This window comes from Paenibacillus sp. FSL K6-1230 (assembly GCF_038002385.1).
GTDB lineage: Bacteria > Bacillota > Bacilli > Paenibacillales > Paenibacillaceae > Paenibacillus > Paenibacillus massiliensis.
This window is the reverse complement of record NZ_JBBOCK010000001.1, coordinates 287,641-305,616: the sequence shown is the minus strand read 5'-3', so window position 1 is coordinate 305,616 and position 17,976 is coordinate 287,641. Positions and strand designations below refer to the sequence as shown.

Sequence of the window (17,976 nt, the reverse complement as noted above, 5' to 3'; positions counted from 1 at the left end):
AATCACAGTATTACGGATGTGGATAGGATGTACGACAAAGTATTCGTATAACGTAATAGAAAAAAGCTGTGCCTTCAGGATTCCTCTTCCTGGCTGGCACAGCTTTTTCGGTCTTAACTTAAGGGGGAACTCATTAAATGCACAGGCGCCTTATCCCGAGGAATTTTCCGGGAATCTCCTGCTGCATTAGACACGCTTAATATAGAATTCATACTCCAGCGATTGATCGGACTTGATCCGATATTCATCATGCACTGGTGCACCCCAGCTATCGTCGCCGCCTACACCCATCTGTCTGGCAGCCACAGTGACCACTGTATAGTGAACAGGAGGCAGCTCATACAGGTGTGCAGCACTTTCCAGCTCGAACGCAGTATAAGGGGAGATGTTGCACTCTACAGGAGCGCTTGATGGAGCCTGAATACGCAGACCACGACCCAGATCATCCGTTACATCGACTCTGCGAACTCCTGTACGGTTGCCGGATTCCTGTGGTACTACATAACCAGACACATTGTCCGCTGCCTCATTGCTGAACACACCCAGTCTTGCTCCAAAAGCACGATCTGTATAGTTCTCATCAGGTCCCATAGCATACCAGTTCAGATGATGATACTCTGCTGGCACCTTGAAGGACAAGCCGAAGATTGGAAGGTCTGCAAGGCCTGCAACCCCGTCATACTTGGAATTCACTTTGATGCTGCCATCGCCATATACCGTGTAAGCTACGGTAACCTGTACATCCCCGTGAATGTTCAGACGATAGCTGAATGTTACAGTCACAGCTCCTTCAGCCTGAGTCAGCTCGACTGCTGTACATTTGCGTGTCAGACTCGCCGCGAACCAGCCACCTGCCTCGAAGCCCCAAGCCGCTCCACGGTCATTGTCTGTCGTCGCACGCCAGAAGAGCGGTGCCGGAGGAACGGAGATGAATTCGCGTCCTTCATAACGTAGTGAGGTCAGGCTACCTGCTCCCTTGGAGAACATGATGCTGAAGCCTTTGCCGTGCACGCCAATGTTCACGTCGCCTTCTACTACACGAAGCGCACCTGCTGGTACAGCCGTTTGTGACTGAGCTTCCACCTGGAAGATATGCTGTCCGAACGCTACTTCATGTCCAGCAGCAGCCCACAGCGTGGATTCCTTCAGAACGAGAGCCGTATGGATCACGTATTCGCCAGACTCTTCATCCACAGCTGGAAGCTCATAGGAGACGCGTCCTTCACTTTGTGCTGCAACGTCCACCGCTGTCCGACCAGTGAATACCTCAGCACCTTCCTTGAACAACGTGTACACCAGTTCATAATCCTGCGTGCCTTCGAACAGGTTCTCGTTCACGATTGTTACCCCAGTGCGATCTGGTTGAAGCTTGATGTTCTGATAAAGGAACTTAACCTCCTGCATCTTCGGAGATTCTGTGCGGTCTGCATACACAATGCCATCTGTACAGAAGCCATAGTCAGTCGGACGATCATCATAGTCACCGCCGTAAGCAAGGTACTCCTCGCCATAGCGATTCTTCTTCATGACAGCCTGGTCAATATAATCCCAGATGAAGCCACCTTGGTAGAGCTCATATTTGTTCTCAAGCTCGGTGTATTTATGCATTCCGCCAACCGAATTCCCCATGGCATGCATGTACTCGCAGCTAATATAAGGCTTCTGCGGGTCATTGTTCAGGTATTCCTCAATATCCGTTACCTTCGCATACATCCGGCTCTCCATATCACTGCTAGCATCGTAGTCCCGGTTGTGGAATACGCCTTCATAATGCACCAGACGACTTGGATCGGCTGTACGGAAGTAATTAGCTACATTCAGAATAACCTCACCAGCGTAGGATTCATTACCGCAGGACCAGATCAGGATGGAAGGATGATTTTTGTCGCGCTCCACCATGGATATAGCCCGGTCCATAACAATATCCTGCCATTCTGGCAGATTGCCTGGAATGTTCCAGGAAGGCTCTACTGCGCCTAGCTTCTGCCAGGAGCCGTGTGTCTCCAGGTTCATCTCGTCAATCACGTATACTCCATACTCATCACATAGCTCATACCAGAGCGTCTGGTTCGGATAATGGGAGGTACGGACCGCATTCATATTGTTCTTCTTAAGTGTCTTGATATCCCATAGCATGTCCTCAGCCGTAATAGTGCGTCCCGTACGGCAGTTGAATTCATGGCGATTCACACCCTTGAATACAATTCGTTTGCCGTTAATGCACATCACCTTATTGATCATCTCGAATCTGCGGAAGCCGACACGCTGCGGAATAACTTCCATCAGGTCGCCTTGGTTGTTGTAGACCTCGATGTACAAGGTATAGAGATAAGGATTCTCTGCGCTCCACTTGGACACTTGATCCAGCTCCGTGCTTAACGTGAGCTTACCATCTGCGAAGCTTCCTTCCAGCTTGGCTACACTGTCACCGTCTGCGTTCTGTACATCCACGACAGCCTTACCTTGCTGCTCTGCTGACTCCAGACGCAGGCTCAGCTCCAGCAGACCTTGCACATAAGCATCATCCAGGCTAGCCTTCACAGCTACATCTCTCACATGCACTGCTGGAACGCTATACAGATATACATCTCTGAAAATACCGGAGAAGCGCCAGAAATCCTGATCCTCCAGCCATGCGCCTGTGCTGCGTTGATAGACTTCTACCGCCAGCTTGTTCTCTCCCGCTTGCAGATATGGAGTCAGATCGAAGTCGGATGGAGTGAAGCTATCCTCGCCATAGCCGACGAATTGTCCGTTAAGCCATACATAAAAGGCCGTCTCCACACCTTGGAAGGAAATATAGACAGGGCCTGGTTGCAGGGATGCAGGAACCTCGAAATAGGTGATATAGCTACCTACTGGATTATAATCTGTCGTAATCTCTGGTGGACGTACATCGCTTAGACCGTCCCATGGGTACATCGTATTCACATATTGCATTTGGCCGTAGCCTTGTGTCTGAATATGTCCTGGCACCTGAATGTCTCCCCAGCCACCGCAATCAAACTCTGGTGTATAGAAGTTCTCAGGGCGACTGCCCGGATTCACTGCATAGTTGAATTTCCAATTACCATTCAAGCTGTGACGCCAGCTCATGTCACCGCGCTTCTTGGCCTCAGCCAACGTCTTGTAATAACGATGGTCGGAATAGGCCGACAAGCGATTCACTGCAAATACACTAGTATCCGTAAGCCAGCTCAAGCTAGGTGTTGTTGATGATTTCATAAGCATATGATCCTCCCGATTCTACTTGGATTAACGTTTTAGTTGCCCAGACATAGTCAAAGACCTGGCAAACAAGTCCTGTCACGCAAAGCCCTCATTCAAGAGCCATATCATGCCAAGACCTGTCAGCCAAGTCTCTTCCAGCAAGGTTATACTTCGTCATTTTGCATAATTCGATGTCACACGCACCGTTTCCTACTCTAGGAAACCTTATTTTACAGAACCGATCATACCTGCTACGAAATGCTTCTGCATGATGAAGAATACAATTGCCGTTGGCAGCGTTGAAATGACGATCGCCGTCATGATGACACCATAGTCTGGAGTGTAGCTGGATCCCAGATTGGAGATCAGAATCGGAATCGTTCGGTTCTCAGGCGTCTGGAGCACAACGAGTGGCCACAGATAGTTGTTCCAGCTCGACATGAAGGTAATGATTGCAGCTGCTGCATAGGTGGTCTTCATTGTAGGCACATAAACCTTGAAGAAGAGCCCTAGCTCTGACAGACCGTCAATCCGCCCTGCCTCCAGCAGGTCCTTAGGGAACATCTTGGAGTTCTGACGGAAAAAGAAGATCAGGAATGCCGTTGTGATTGTAGGAATCACTGCCGCTGCCAGCGTATCAATACCGATGGCTGGAGCAAAGTTCGAAATCTGACCGAACATACGATACAAAGGAATCATAATGGCGGCGAATGGAATCATCATGGACAACAGCAAAATATTAAATACGATATCCTTCGCCTTGCTGCGGTACACCTCAAAGCCATAGCCTGCAAGGGAACCAATCAGCAGGGAGAGAATCGTAGTGCTGATCGCCACTTGGGCTGAGTTCCCAAGTGCAGGCAAAATATCTACCGAGCCAAACAGCTCACGCAGGTTCTCGAACAGATACGAGCCTGGCAGCAATTTTCCTCTTGTTACATCAACAGATGGGTTCGTAGTACTGACAATCATCCACAGGAACGGGAATATGGAGACAAAGGCCGCCACACTCAGGAACAGATACGCGAAAAATTTCTTTGTCTTAGCCATTATTTTTTATCACCTGCCACTTTAAACTGGATGAACGACAGAATAATGATCATAATCACGATGGAGTAGGATACTGTCGCTGCATAACCGAAATCGGACGAGTACTTGAAGGACAAGTTATAGATGTACTGGGAAATCGACAACGTCGCATTCGCCGGTCCACCCTTCGTAATGTTCATGACCTCGTCGAAGAGCTGCAAAGTACCGATTGTCGAAGTGATCGATGTGAACAAGATAATTGGCTTCAACAAAGGAACCGTAATGTTGAAGAATTGACGCGTAGCAGAAGCACCATCAATCTTGGCTGCTTCATAAATAGATGGGTCAATGTTCTGCAACCCTGAGAGATAGAAGATCATGTTATAACCAGTCCAGCGCCAGGTAATCGCAAGGATAATCGTTACTTTGGCCCAGAAAGGATCGGTCAGCCATTGAATGGGCTCACTGACCAGATGAACATTCATGAGGAACGAGTTGACCAACCCATTGTTGCTGAACAGGTATTTGAACACAACGGAGTAGGCAACCAGCGAAGTGATACAAGGCAGGAATATTGCAGTCCGGAAAAAGCCTTTGAACTTCAAATTCCGATCATTAAGCAACACTGATATGAATAATGACAGAAGAATCATCAACGGAACTTGAATGATTAGGTAAATAAAAGTATTCTTCACAGCCGTAATGAACACCGTATCGGTGAACAGCCGCTTGTAGTTATCAATGCCATTGAACGACATTCTCGCTCCCGTGCCTGTCTGGAAAGACAGGAACAACGCCTGAATCATCGGGTAAAAATAGAAAATGAAGATCATTAGCACAGCCACCAGAATGAACAGCCATCCTGTCATATCCGTCTTCCAGCGTCCGCCCTGAGCCGTCTTCGCTGATCTCATATGCTTTCAACTCCTCTTGTCCCTTATATATCCTTTATCCTATCGACTCAGCAAGCGCGTAAAACCTTGTGCCAGAAGCGTCCAAGGTTTTACGCATTGCTATAATTTATCTCTCTAGCAGGTAAAGTCAGTTATTATTTCAACTGAGCTTCAGCCTGAGCCTGCGCATCTTTCAGTGCGGTATCAAGATCTGTGCCGCCCAAGTAGCTCTGTACCGCTACAGCCATGATATCTTCAATGGCGTAAGTGTGAAGGCCATAGTTTACTCTTGGAACACTTTGACTCCATTTAGCAAAGTCAGTGTAGATTTTTTGATTGCTGAAGAATGCATCCTCTGCGTCATAAGCGGATCCTGTAGAAGCTGCATTCAGTGATCCTACAACACCAATATCCGTAAGCAGCTTTTGGTACATTTGCGGATCAGAGCCGAAAGTTTGTGTCATAAAGTCAGCCGCTGTATCAGAACCATCCATGTTCAATACATACCAGGAGCTACCTCCCAGGTTAGAAGCATTTACAGAATCAGCATTGTTCGTCAAGCGAGGGAACGGTGCTACAGCCCATTTTCCACTTTGGGAAGCCTCAGCCTTGATGGAAGCAACAAACCAGTTACCTGTCGGTACAGATGCTACATCGCCACTGTTAACTTTAGCTACAAATTGTGCCCAGTCAGCATGGGAATCAATGATGTTTGCATCCATCATTTTCTTGTAAGTCTCCATAGCTTCCTTCAGAGCAGGATTGTCTGCTAGATCCGGAGTCTTACCGTCATCCTTCATGTACCATTTACCAGCAGATTGTGCCATCATGCGCAGGATACCAAGGTCTTTAGGATCTTGAGTCAGCATGAATTTGCCAGTTTTCTCTTTTACGTTTTTACCGATCTCGATGTACTGATCCCAAGTGATATCTTGCAGATCATCCATTGTGTAGCCAGCTTCTTGCAGGTAGTCGGTTCTCACGAACAGACCTGTAACACCGGAGTCAAACGGGATACCATATTGCTTGCCATCCAGGCTTGTTGCTCCGATCTTGTAATCTGCAAAATCTTCAGGCTTAATCTTATCACTCATGTCACGGAAGGAATCCGTGTAGGACTGCAGGAAGTTCTGTGCACGTTGGTCCTCAATCAGAACGATGTTCGGAAGACCCTTAGTTGTACCAGAGTTCAAGCCTGTGTTCAGCTTTTGAACGATGTCATCCTGAGCATTTTCAATGATATTGATGGTTACATCTGGATGCTTGGATACATATAGTTCTTTAGCCACTTCAAGTGCGGCAACGTTAAAGTTACGGTCCCATGCCCAAATTGTAATCTCTTTCTTGCTCGGATCGGATGAGGCGCTTTCATTAGAACCACTGGAACAAGCAGAGAGCACCAGCATGGCTGCGAACAATAGCAAAATCACCTTTTTCAATGCATTCAACCCCTGATCTTTATATTTTTTGTGCTACCTGCAAGCGCTTAACACAAATTGATAATTCGTTGAAAGCGTTTGCTGTTGATATATAAATTCTAGCACTTCCGTTTCACAACCTGTTAGGAATATCTTTGTCTGGATTTGTTCAATTATTGTGTAATCGTTACCAAGGTACCGCTTTCATTAGTAATATTTTTGGATTGTAGTAATTTTTTTATTCGATTTGCGGCAATGTAATTTTAACCTTTGTCCCCTCACCCTTCGTGCTGGAGATAGCAACACCATATTGCTCCCCATACAACAAGGCAATTCTATTATTCACATTCTGCACGCCGATGCCAGTAAACAGCTGCCGCTTGCTCTTCGGATTGGGCAGCTCTCCTTGGTTAGAAAGCTCATCCATACCATCCCCGTTATCGACCACTTCTATAATCAGGCGATCACGATCCGACGAGACCAGAATATAGATGGTACCCCCAGGCTTCTCATTAAAGGCATGGAAGAAGGCATTCTCAATGAAAGGCTGAATAATCAACTTGGGCACCTGAAAGTGCATGCAATCCGGGGCCACAAAATAGTTGACCTTGATTCGGTCCCCATAGCGCACATGATTAATGAAGACGTAGTTCTTCATATTCACCAGTTCCTGCTCAATCGTAATCGTCTCGCTTACGTTGCTGATGGTGTTCTGAAGCAGGGAAATCAGTGCATTGATCGTCTCGGAGGCCGTCTCCTTATTGCCGCGCTGTACCAGCATCTTGATCGAGGCAAGTGTATTATAGAGGAAATGTGGATTAATCTGACGCTGTAACGCAGCCAGCTCTGCATTGCGCACTTCTTTTTGCGTCTCCATAAGCTTCTGAATGTAATCGTTCAGCTCGTCCAACATGTAATTGTACGCCCTGCCTAGCTCCTTTACCTCATAGCTGCCAGATACGTCAATATAATTGTGGAAGTCCTTCTCCGTAATACGCGACATCTGCCGCACAAGACGGGTCAGTGAATTCGTCAGTCGCTGAGAAATCAGGAAGACAAGCAGTACGGCAATCCCTACAATGGCTAGACAGATCAAGAGAATGGAATTCACATCAATAATCTGTCCGGCAGCTACCTGACGATCAATCAGATTGACCAGATAAAAGTCGTACGCAGGAATATACGTGGACAGCACAATATACTCGGTGCCCATGAAATCTGCATTCTTGTATTTCAGATTGTCGCTGCGAATCTCGGACGCATACTCCCTCAGCTCCACTGAATATTGGCCAATGAGCTCATCACGATTACTCGATACGACGCGCCCTTGAGCATTCAGTACAACAATATCATTGCCTGCACTGGTGAAATTGGTATAGAACTGCTTAAAGTCCTGCTCTCGAATCGCTACATAAATTCCACCATAGAGGACACCTGTCGTACGCTCCATCAGTGCCTTGGAGGCCACGATAAAGTGGTCGTTCAGATCCCCCCATTGTTCTTCATCATACTGGTACATCACACGTCTGGGATGCTCCATCGTCTTGGTGATAATAGAATAATCATCCTCTGACGGAATCGGCAGACTCCAATACGTCTGACCTGTCGAAGAGATACGTCCATTCCTCCCCGTAACCAGTATCTTCACATTATAGGCATCCACATTTGAATTAATCTGATCCATTTGTTGACCCATATTGAAAAAAGAACGGCTGGTCGTAGTGGAATCCGAGGGCCCCTCTGTCAGAAAGTTCTTCACTGTAAGGCTCTGTCCTGCCTGGCTTGCAGCATTCACGATCGTATCATTGAATGATTCGAAGCTGCTACGGATCTGGTTCAGGATCTTGGAATTGGTGATGCTGAAGGTATCAATGAAGAGTCGCTCAGACATACGAATCGTAACTAATGAGGTCAGCACACTGACCGTAATAATACTGATGACTGTAACGATAAAGATTTGATTGAACAGCCCATTATACTTCCATCGTGCGAAAAAATTCTTCATGCTCATTCTCTTTTCCCATTCATATAACGCCTTCTATACTGGCTGGGCGAGAAGCCCATCAGCTTCTTGAACACCTTGGTAAAATAGCTGTGATCCGAGTAACCCACTCGGCTGCTGATCTCCGAGATAGAATGATCATCATTGCGCAGCATCGTAGCTGCTTTCTCGACCCTGACTTTATTCAAATATTCACTAAAGCCCTCTTTATTATGAGCCGTGAAATAGCTGGACAAGTATGACGGATTGAAATGAAAATGATGTGCTAGCGAGGTCAGACTGAGCGGCTGATCGTAATGCTCCTCAATATACTCCAGCAGCTTCTTCATCCCACTATTGCCATGCTGCTGTGCATCAGAGATCTCCCTCTTCACATCGTTCAAGAATGACTGTAGTAAGCCTTTGGCCTCATCCACATGAACTGCTTCATCTATGGACTTAAAATAAGAATACTTGGCGGATTCCAGCGCATGTGTATCATATTCCAGATTACCCAACAGAATCGTAATATTGAATATAGTATTACTAATGAAGGATTTGAATTCGAAAGGTGGTGCTTCATAATGCTCTGACAGCATATCCAGATGCTGATTCAGCAGCTCAAAGGCTCTATCGAATTGCCCTCGCTTCATCTCCTCTGTGAATAGTCTCAGATTAAAGGTTCCTGCCGGTTCCATTGGAGATCGCATCTCCTCTTCCAGCAATATGTACTGGTCAGGAAAATAAAATTTGGCATCAATCAGCTTCTTCAGACGGTTCTGGAACACCTCACCTACCTGGTTGATTGAATCAAACAACGAGGTAACAGCCCATACCAGTGTCGGCGCATGCTCCGCTCGCTCATCGGCAAGCAGCTTCAAAGAGTGGACTAGCTCCGGATAAGCCTCCTGCTCAAGATTAGCCAGGTATATATCAAGTCCAGAGGTATTCTCTGCTGATTGATATACGGTACACACCTGAGAATCCAGCACGTCGACAAGCTGCAAGCCCAGTTCGGAGCCAGAATGCTGTAAATAAGTGCGCCCGCCGAGCACACCAATAAGACAAAAGCTCGTGAATGCAAAGCTGTTCGCAGCCAGAGCAGAGGCCTCGTCCGGTTCATATCCAGATAATAGCTTGTCTACGATTCGTTCCACAGATATATTGCCATCCCCTGCTTGGGCGCCATATTGAATAGAGGGAATCTTGCGCGCAGTGCGCTTCAATGTCTCCAGAAGCTCCTGGGTCTCCAGCTTAGGCTTCAAGATATAGTCAGCCACGCCGCTCTGGAAGGTGGAACGTACATAGCTGAATTCACCATAACTGCTTAGTACAATGACCTCCATGTCCGGGTAACGCTGCTTCACGATTCGGGTCAGCTCTTCACCATCCAGGACAGGCATTACAATATCTGTAATAATAATATGAGGTCGCAGCTGCTCGATCATCTCCAAAGCCTCACGTCCATTGGAGGCCTCACCGACGATCTGGAAACCGTGGTCTTCCCAATTCAGATGGTGCTTGATTCCTTGTCTGACCAATATTTCATCATCCACAATAAGAATCTTACAAAGTTGTTCCATGACCACACCTCCAGCCCATATTAGGCATCTCTATCTATTGTACCAAGATCCACGCCAACCATTGCAAGAAAATACATTCATTTTTACGAAAGCGCTTCCATTTAATGGTCACTAGACCTTATTGCACATGTATTCCGAAACTGAATCATATCTTACCATAGGTAACCAAATGGGGCAAAATCAAATTTTATTACCCTTTAGCCATGCCTCCTACCATGAATTGTGACTCAAATCACATATTACTGCTCTACATCCCTTTATAATAACAAATGATAATGATTCTCATTATTAAAAACATACGCTGGCCGCAGCTTTATCATCCAATACATAATCGGGCAAGGAAGGAGCTCACCAATGGACGAGAGCGTCTAGCAGCAAGAGCCAGCAGCAAGAGTACATGAATGAATTATTTCAATTATATCTAACAGGGGGACAGGGGATGAACCAGAAGGTAAAAGCTTGGCTCAGCGGGTGTATGACAGCTATCTTGGCACTCGCAATAGTGCCTGCGCCCATATACGGGGACAGCATCGTTAACGATGCTGGAATTCAGGCTGCCGAAGCTAACGAGCATTTTTCACAAGAAACTGCTAGTCCAGAGACATTCGAATCTCCCGTAGATTCTGTAAACTCAGCGACTTATGCACTGAATGATAACAAGGATTCCATGTCGTCCATAGCCTCCGTCACCGAGGTAACCTATACCGTTCCTGCAGACGGGCTATACACGATTGATGTGTATGGCTGGCATGCTACCCGAGACGCTGCTTCTATGATGGGTGGTGCGCTCGACAAAAAAGCTACCCTTAAGGTCAAGGACGGACAAATACTCGCCTCCATCAAGTTCGTGAAGACGAGCATCATGGGAATCGAGGTTACGGGCGACTCCATCAGCGAAGTGTGGCCTGAGCCAGAAGGCGCTACCGAGTTAGGGACTGGAGTCAAGGGTACGGTCCATCCCGAGGAACAAAGCCAGACTTACCAGTTCCCACTCAAGTCCGTGGAGATGCCGAAGCTCGCTATGTATGTCGGAGCTCCGTTGAATAGTGTCCAGAACATCCGTTTGAAATTCGACCTGAGTACATTAACTCCAATCGAAGAGCCAGCTACAGATCCTGTTATTCAGGACGGACTGTACACGGTTGATGTGTATGGCTGGCATGCTACCCGAGACGCTGCTTCCATGATGGGTGGTGCGCTCGACAAAAAAGCTACCCTTAAGGTCAAGGACGGACAAATACTCGCCTCCATCAAGTTCGTGAAGACGAGCATCATGGGAATCGAGGTTACGGGCGACTCCATCAGCGAAGTGTGGCCTGAGCCAGAAGGCGCTACCGAGTTAGGGACTGGAGTCAAGGGTACGGTCCATCCCGAGGAACAAAGCCAGACTTACCAGTTCCCACTCAAGTCTGTGGAGATGCCGAAGCTCGCTATGTATGTCGGAGCTCCGTTGAATAGTGTCCAGAACATCCGCTTGAAATTCGACCTGGATACACTGACTCCAATACAAGATGATGAGGAGCCAGGAGAACAACCAGGAGAGAATCCTGCTGAGCCCGATCTTGAAGCCGTACCAGATAGACAGCTTCAAGCCGTTGAGGGCACCCTTTCCATTGCTCCTGCGAATCTGGAGGGTCTGAACAAATCAGCTACATTGGGACTGGTCTTCGATGATATCATCATCGTCTTCCCTGCCCGTCAGCTGCAAGAGCTTCTGGATCAAAATAATGGCGCCAGACTTCAATTAAAATGGAGTCCCTCCACTAGCGAGACACTGAAGGAGATTAAGGGTGCATTAAATAGCAAAGATCTCATTATTTCATCCTTTGACCTTCAATTGGAAGTCGTGAATCATGAGGAAATTGTGACCCCGATTAGCGGGCTTGGTGGACGTACCAAGATTATCGCGTCCCTGAGCCAACAGCAAGCTTCCCAACTGTTCACATCAACTAGCCGCAAGCTCTACTATTATGATCCTGCTGCTGGAAGCCTGGAGGACATGAACGCCAGCTTTAACCAAGATGCCCTGACCGCATCCTTCTATACCGATCATTTCAGCACCTATTCCATCGTTGGACATAATCCAAGTGGATCACAAGGTGGGGGCAAGCTTGATCCAGCTAATCTGCCGGATGGAGAATACACCATTAAGGGTAGAGCTCTGAAAGAATACTCCGATGAGTCATCCTTAAGCAATTCGCTGATCTCCAACCCAATTGGTATTGAGGTCAGAGGAGGTCATTTAACAGCCATTCTGGTCATGAAGGGCAGTGAAGCCTTCCCACTCAAGGAGGTTCAAGGCCTGTGGTACGAGAACAGGGAGAATGAATTTGAGGAAATTCCATTGGAGTATAACGCATCCAGCAATAGTATCGTGGCGAGATTCTCCCTAACAAGCTTGATGACAGCCCAGAAGATGCAAGTCTCGGTACCTAATATTCTCCCAGATAAGCCAATCTTCCGTCTGGTATTCGACCTGTCCTCTCTTCAGGAGGGGGCCAAGTCCAATATGCCTGACAGCTCTGCGGTGACATCATACTTGATAAAAGCGACAGCAGATCAAGGTGGGAAGATCACTCCAGAAGGCGAAGTAAGCGTCGCTATTCATGAGAACAAGAGCTTTGAGATTACAGCCGACGAGGGCTACCTTCTCAAGGATGTGCTCGTGAATGATAAATCTGTCGGAGCGGTGAGTAGCTATACCTTCGAAAAAGTAACCAGCAACGCTACCATTCATGCCGTGTTTGAGAAGAAGACTGCAGAAGTGAATGAAGCAGAGACAGCAACAGAAGAAGATGCAAGCCCGCTCATATCCTCCTTCGTCGATACGCAGGATCACTGGGCCGAGAGCTATATCCAGCTTGTAGTATCCAAAGGGTTATTCAAGGGAACTGACGAACAACATTTCAGCCCGGATGCCACGTTATCCCGAGGCATGCTACTTACGCTGTTAGGGAGGCTCCAGGGGCCAAGTGCCGAGAGCTATACCTATACAGCTTTCAAGGATGTGCCTTTGAATCAATACTATACGACGTATATTACCTGGGCAGTGGATAAAGGCATTGTGCAAGGGGCCGGTAACGGTCTATTCCACCCTGATCAAGCAATTACCCGCCAGGAGCTTGCAGTCATTATGGCAAGCTATCTGAAGCATGCCAAGCTGCAGCCTTCTCTAACGGAGCAGTCTCCTGTATTCAGCGATCAGAAGGAAATATCGACTTGGGCACAAGAAAGTGCCTTGCTGACCGTGAGATCTGGACTGCTGGAGACGAATGATCAAGGTCAATTCTCTCCAAAGGCTACCCTAAGCAGAGCTGAAGCAGCTAAGCTTCTGGCGCTTCTACTTGAACTGACAGGACAATAAGCTTGACGGTAAGAGCAACGTCTATCATCGTACTTTCACAGAAGACAGAATACGTCTAGCTGAAGCTTTTCTTGCGATAATCGAATGGTTCAGCTCCGCTGAAAACTTATAAATTCTATTATCTTCAAAAAGGCCATTCCGAATATGGGATGGCCCCTTTTCTCACTAGTGGAGTTAGTTACTTGAGCTCCATGTTGTCCTGTTGTATATGTTCATTCTATGAAACCAATCCTAATAGGAGGTGTACACTGTGAAGTCGATCTATGTCGGACTTGGCTTTTTCTTTTTTTGTCTCGGCGCGGTAGGTGCTGTGCTACCATTACTTCCTACCACTCCCTTCTTACTACTATCCGCTTTCTTTTTCGCCAAGGGCTCTGACCGCTTCAACCGCTGGTTCACATCTACCAAGCTGTACAAAAATCATCTGGAGAACTTCCTCCAGACTCGTTCCATGAAGCTGCGTGCCAAGATTGTAACCGTAGGCTTCGCATCCTGCATGCTTGCGATTCCCTTCATCCTTACCGATTCGATATGGGTACGTGGCGTGATTCTGCTGATCGTCGTGTTCAAATATTACTACTTCATATTTCAAATTAAGACGGAGCGACCTCAGCGAAGCACAACAGCACAGGCTGCTTCAGAAGCAGTCCCTGCGCCCAAGCGCTCCAAAATGATGGATGGCCGATTGCTGTCCATGGTCGCGCATTCACGCAAATACATTGCACTTGGCGTATTCACGAACTGGATCGGTCTCCTGGCTAACATTTGCGCGATCATAACCGTCGCTACCATGCTGCAATACGCTTGGGACGGGAGATTGTCGAGCAGCCTCACGTTCAATGCCTGCCTCATTATTGCCGGGGCGATCGCCATTCGTCTGGTATGCGCGTATATCTCCAGCCTGCTCTCATGGCGTGCCTCCAACAATGCCAAGCACACCCTGCGCGCCAGACTCTATAGCAAGCTTCTCCGATTAGGATCTGGCTACACAGAACAGACCTCCACCGCCGGAGCTGTTCAGGTCGCTGTAGAGGGAGTTGAGCAGCTGGAGCATTATTTTGGACGTTACATGCCGCAGCTGTTCTATAGTCTGCTTGCCCCTCTTACGCTGTTCGTCACATTATCGTTCATTAGCTTCAAATCAGCACTGATTCTATTGATCTGTGTACCGCTCATCCCCATGTCAATCATTGCTATTATGAAATTCGCCAAAAAGCTGTTCAGCAAGTATTGGGGCAGCTATGTCAACCTTGGCAACAGCTTCCTAGAGAACCTACAGGGACTGACTACCCTGAAAATCTATGCAGCTGATCAACAGCGACATGAAGAGATGAATACATCTGCGGAGAACTTTCGGCAGATCACCATGCGCGTACTGCGGATGCAGCTGAACTCGGTAGCGATCATGGACATCATTGCTTTTGGCGGAGCTGGAATCGGGGTCATCATTGCAGCCACTGAATTTGCAGCTGGGCGGATTCCATTATGGGGAGCCTTGACCGTCATGCTGCTCTCTGCGGAATTCTTCATTCCGCTGCGACTCTTAGGCTCATATTTCCATATCGCTATGAACGGCATGGCAGCTAGTGACAAGATTTTCGAGCTGCTCGCTCTTGAAGAACGAACATCAGGGAATGCAGAAATCCGTGACGGAAGCATTCGTATGGAGCAGCTAAGCTTCTCTTATACTGACCAAAAACCTTCAGATCGGGATCAGACCAAGAACACGACGCTTCGTGATGTCAGTCTCAACATTCCGCAAGGAAGCCTGACAGCGCTAGTCGGTAAGTCCGGATCAGGCAAAAGCACACTGGCTGCACTAATGATGGGCTCGGCAAGTGGCTATGAAGGACGTCTGATTGTCGGTGGTAGTGAAATGAGAGACATCTCTGAGCGTACAGTTATGCAGCGAATTACCTTGGTAAGTCTGGGCAGCTATATCTTCAAGGGCACGGTAGAAGACAATTTGCGGATGGGTGCCCCTGCTGCAACTAAAGACGCCATGCTCCAGGCACTGGCTCAGGTAAATCTGCGAGACTTCGTCCTCTCTCAGGGCGGACTTGGCTACGAGCTTGAGGAGCAGGGGGCCAATCTCTCAGGTGGGCAGCGTCAACGGCTTGCTCTGGCCCGAGCTTTGCTGCATGACAGTGATGTGTATATATTCGATGAAGCCACCTCCAACATTGATGTAGAAAGTGAAGAGAAGATTATGGAGGTTATTCACAATCTGGTTGGTCGCAAAACTGTCATCCTGATCTCACATCGACTAGCGAATGTAGTTCGCGCTGATCGGATTCATGTCCTTTCCGATGGTCAGCTGGTAGAGAGTGGTACACACGAAGAGCTGCTGAGGCAACATGGTCATTATGCGGCACTGTTCAACAGCCAGCAGGAAATCGAGCAATATGTCTCAGGAGGAATGGTGTATGCGTAGAAGTGGTCTGAACATTATGTCGAGACTCATAGTATTGCTTGGGCCACTGGTACCCGTCATGCTGGTTACCATAGTACTTGGGGTACTAGGCTTTCTCGTAGCTATAGCCATCACAGTACTAGGCGGCTATCTGCTGCTCTATGGCATTGGACTCGGTGACAGCTCCTTGCAGCCTGGCTATCTCATGCTCGCTATAGCGGCGTGCGCCGTTCTGCGCGGACTGCTGCGGTACGGCGAACAGCTGAGTGGTCATTATATCGCCTTCAAGCTGCTCGCGGTGCTGAGGGACAAAGTCTTTCACGCCTTGCGCAGACTGGCACCAGCCAAGCTTGAGGGTCGGGATAAAGGCAACCTGATTGCCGTCATCACTACGGATATTGAGCTGCTTGAAGTATTTTACGCGCATACGATCGCTCCCATCGTGATTGGAATCACGACCTCGTTGATTATGACCATATTCATCGCCACCTACCATAGTACATTGGCATGGATTGCTGTCGCTGCTTATATCACCGTTGGACTGATTATTCCTGTTGTGACCTCACGAATGGCCAAACGCCAGGGCATGGAGTACCGGAATAGCTTCGGCGTACTTAGCAGCTATTTCCTGGAAAGTCTGCGTGGCATGAAGGAGTCTATTCAATACGAACAGGGAGAGGCTCGGATGCAGCGCATCACAGCTATGACCGAGGACCTGGAGAAGAAGCAAAAAACGCTCAAGAAGCATGAGGGCGTAACACGTGCACTCTCCGAGTCAGCCGTGCTTGGCTTCTCCTTCATTCTGCTGCTCGTTGCTCTTCAGCTTCAATCAACAGGAGCGCTGGGTTATAGTGGTGTGCTAATACCAACCATTGCCCTCTTCAGCTCCTTCGGCCCCGTCGTGGCACTCAGCCAGCTGTCGAACAATCTGCTGCAGACCTTTGCCAGCGGAGAACGGCTGCTTCAGCTATTGGATGAGGAAGAGACCGTTAAAGAGGTAACGACCGGAAGTGAGCCACCATTCACTGGTGCGAAATGGGATCGCATCAACTTCACGTATGACGGAGCTCCCGTGCTGAATGACATTCATATTCCTGTGAATCGTAGCCGTATCTTGGGGATTACAGGGAAAAGCGGTTCAGGTAAATCTACGCTGCTCAAGCTGTTAATGCGCTTCTACGATCCGCAAACCGGCTCCGTCCAGATCGCAGGCCAAGATATTCGTACAGTAAATACGGCAGCTCTACGGAATCTGCAAAGCTATGTCACACAGGATACCTTCCTGTTCAATGATACGATCGAGGCCAATATCCGTATCGGAAGGGCGAAAGCGACTCCCGAACAGATCGAAGCCGCAGCCCGCAAAGCATCTGTACATGACTTCATCATGTCCCTACCAGAAGGCTATCAGACGAAGGTTGGAGAGCTTGGAGACCGCTTGTCTGGTGGAGAGAAGCAACGAATTGGTCTGGCACGTGCCTTCGTTCGTGAGGCACCACTCATGCTGCTGGATGAGCCAACCAGTAATCTGGACGGCTTCAACGAAGCCGTCATCCTCCGAGCCCTGAACCAGGAGCGTGCAGGGAGGACCATTGTCCTCGTCTCCCACCGTGCTTCTACAATGAGCATTGCTGACGAGGTACATCATATTGATAATGGAAGAGTGTCCTAAATTATGGATAATGGGAATAATCGCATCGCATCTGAGAAATACATTGTAGAGAAGATGATTATTGTCTTTTGCCGCGGACACAGACATTCTAGTAACCGTTCCAGTCTATGTCCCGAGTGCAACGAGTTGCTGAGTTACGCTCACAAGCGTCTCGATCAATGCCGATTCGGAGAATCCAAGAGCTTTTGCGAGCAATGTCCCATTCATTGCTACTCACGCCAGATGAGAGCCCGGATCAAGGAGGTTATGCGTTACTCAGGGCCGCGGATGTTACTCTACCATCCAGGTCTAGCCCTCAAGCACATGGCCTCCAGCACCTTGTACCGACTCAGACAACGAATGAGCACATAAAGACAATTGCTACGTGCTAGGAACCATGAACGAACAACTGAGCTATACAACGAATAACCGAG

The 17,976-nt window shown here is 48.1% G+C and carries 10 protein-coding genes; 4 read left to right on the top strand and 6 right to left on the bottom strand.

Annotated elements, in window-relative coordinates:
• Positions 1 to 186 precede the first annotated feature (186 nt).
• The 6 genes from MKX74_RS01345 to MKX74_RS01320 all read right to left on the bottom strand — a co-directional run bounded on the left by MKX74_RS01345 (position 187) and on the right by MKX74_RS01320 (position 10,114).
• Positions 187 to 3,225, bottom strand: coding sequence for a glycoside hydrolase family 2 TIM barrel-domain containing protein (locus MKX74_RS01345; protein ID WP_341177245.1), 3,039 nt, complete (start codon positions 3,223 to 3,225; stop codon positions 187 to 189).
• A gap of 210 nt (positions 3,226 to 3,435) precedes the next feature.
• On the bottom strand, positions 3,436 to 4,260 hold the full coding sequence (locus MKX74_RS01340; protein WP_018886976.1) for a carbohydrate ABC transporter permease: 825 nt from the start codon (positions 4,258 to 4,260) through the stop codon (positions 3,436 to 3,438).
• A complete protein-coding gene (locus MKX74_RS01335) occupies positions 4,260 to 5,153 on the bottom strand; it encodes a carbohydrate ABC transporter permease (protein ID WP_018886977.1) in 894 nt (297 codons plus the stop codon). Before MKX74_RS01335 ends, MKX74_RS01340 begins: the two co-directional genes overlap by 1 nt.
• Before the next feature lie 134 nt (positions 5,154 to 5,287).
• On the bottom strand, positions 5,288 to 6,571 hold the full coding sequence (locus MKX74_RS01330) for an ABC transporter substrate-binding protein (protein ID WP_018886978.1): 1,284 nt from the start codon (positions 6,569 to 6,571) through the stop codon (positions 5,288 to 5,290).
• A 217-nt stretch (positions 6,572 to 6,788) separates the two neighbouring features.
• Positions 6,789 to 8,555 carry a sensor histidine kinase gene (locus MKX74_RS01325; protein WP_341177244.1) on the bottom strand — a complete coding sequence of 589 codons (1,767 nt, stop codon included), beginning with the start codon at positions 8,553 to 8,555 and terminating at the stop codon, positions 6,789 to 6,791.
• Between the two features lie 2 nt (positions 8,556 to 8,557).
• Complete coding sequence (locus MKX74_RS01320) at positions 8,558 to 10,114, bottom strand: response regulator transcription factor (protein WP_341177243.1); 1,557 nt, start codon at positions 10,112 to 10,114, stop codon at positions 8,558 to 8,560.
• A 439-nt stretch (positions 10,115 to 10,553) separates the two neighbouring features.
• Here MKX74_RS01320 and MKX74_RS01315 point away from each other — a divergent pair, with 439 nt between their 5' ends.
• From MKX74_RS01315 to MKX74_RS01300, 4 genes are all read left to right on the top strand, one after another.
• Positions 10,554 to 13,478: an NEAT domain-containing protein gene (locus tag MKX74_RS01315; RefSeq protein WP_341177242.1), complete on the top strand. Its 2,925-nt coding sequence runs from the start codon at positions 10,554 to 10,556 to the stop codon at positions 13,476 to 13,478.
• Positions 13,479 to 13,728: 250 nt separating this feature from the next.
• A complete protein-coding gene (locus tag MKX74_RS01310; RefSeq protein WP_341177241.1) occupies positions 13,729 to 15,912 on the top strand; it encodes a DUF454 family protein in 2,184 nt (727 codons plus the stop codon).
• Positions 15,905 to 17,563: an amino acid ABC transporter ATP-binding/permease protein gene (locus MKX74_RS01305; protein ID WP_341177240.1), complete on the top strand. Its 1,659-nt coding sequence runs from the start codon at positions 15,905 to 15,907 to the stop codon at positions 17,561 to 17,563. Before MKX74_RS01310 ends, MKX74_RS01305 begins: the two co-directional genes overlap by 8 nt.
• Before the next feature lie 3 nt (positions 17,564 to 17,566).
• Positions 17,567 to 17,914, top strand: a complete 348-nt coding sequence (locus MKX74_RS01300) for a nitrous oxide-stimulated promoter family protein (RefSeq protein WP_341177239.1) — start codon at positions 17,567 to 17,569, stop codon at positions 17,912 to 17,914.
• The last annotated feature ends 62 nt before the right edge of the window (positions 17,915 to 17,976 follow it).

Bases quoted from the DNA above. Each gene is read 5' to 3' on its own strand.
- MKX74_RS01300 (WP_341177239.1), top strand. From the start codon at position 17,567: ATGGATAATGGGAATAATCGCATCGCATCTGAGAAATACATTGTAGAG.
- MKX74_RS01320 (WP_341177243.1), bottom strand. From the start codon at position 10,114: ATGGAACAACTTTGTAAGATTCTTATTGTGGATGATGAAATATTGGTC.
- MKX74_RS01315 (WP_341177242.1), top strand. From the start codon at position 10,554: ATGAACCAGAAGGTAAAAGCTTGGCTCAGCGGGTGTATGACAGCTATC.
- MKX74_RS01340 (WP_018886976.1), bottom strand. From the start codon at position 4,260: ATGGCTAAGACAAAGAAATTTTTCGCGTATCTGTTCCTGAGTGTGGCG.
- MKX74_RS01335 (WP_018886977.1), bottom strand. From the start codon at position 5,153: ATGAGATCAGCGAAGACGGCTCAGGGCGGACGCTGGAAGACGGATATG.
- MKX74_RS01345 (WP_341177245.1), bottom strand. From the start codon at position 3,225: ATGAAATCATCAACAACACCTAGCTTGAGCTGGCTTACGGATACTAGT.
- MKX74_RS01325 (WP_341177244.1), bottom strand. From the start codon at position 8,555: ATGAAGAATTTTTTCGCACGATGGAAGTATAATGGGCTGTTCAATCAA.
- MKX74_RS01305 (WP_341177240.1), top strand. From the start codon at position 15,905: ATGCGTAGAAGTGGTCTGAACATTATGTCGAGACTCATAGTATTGCTT.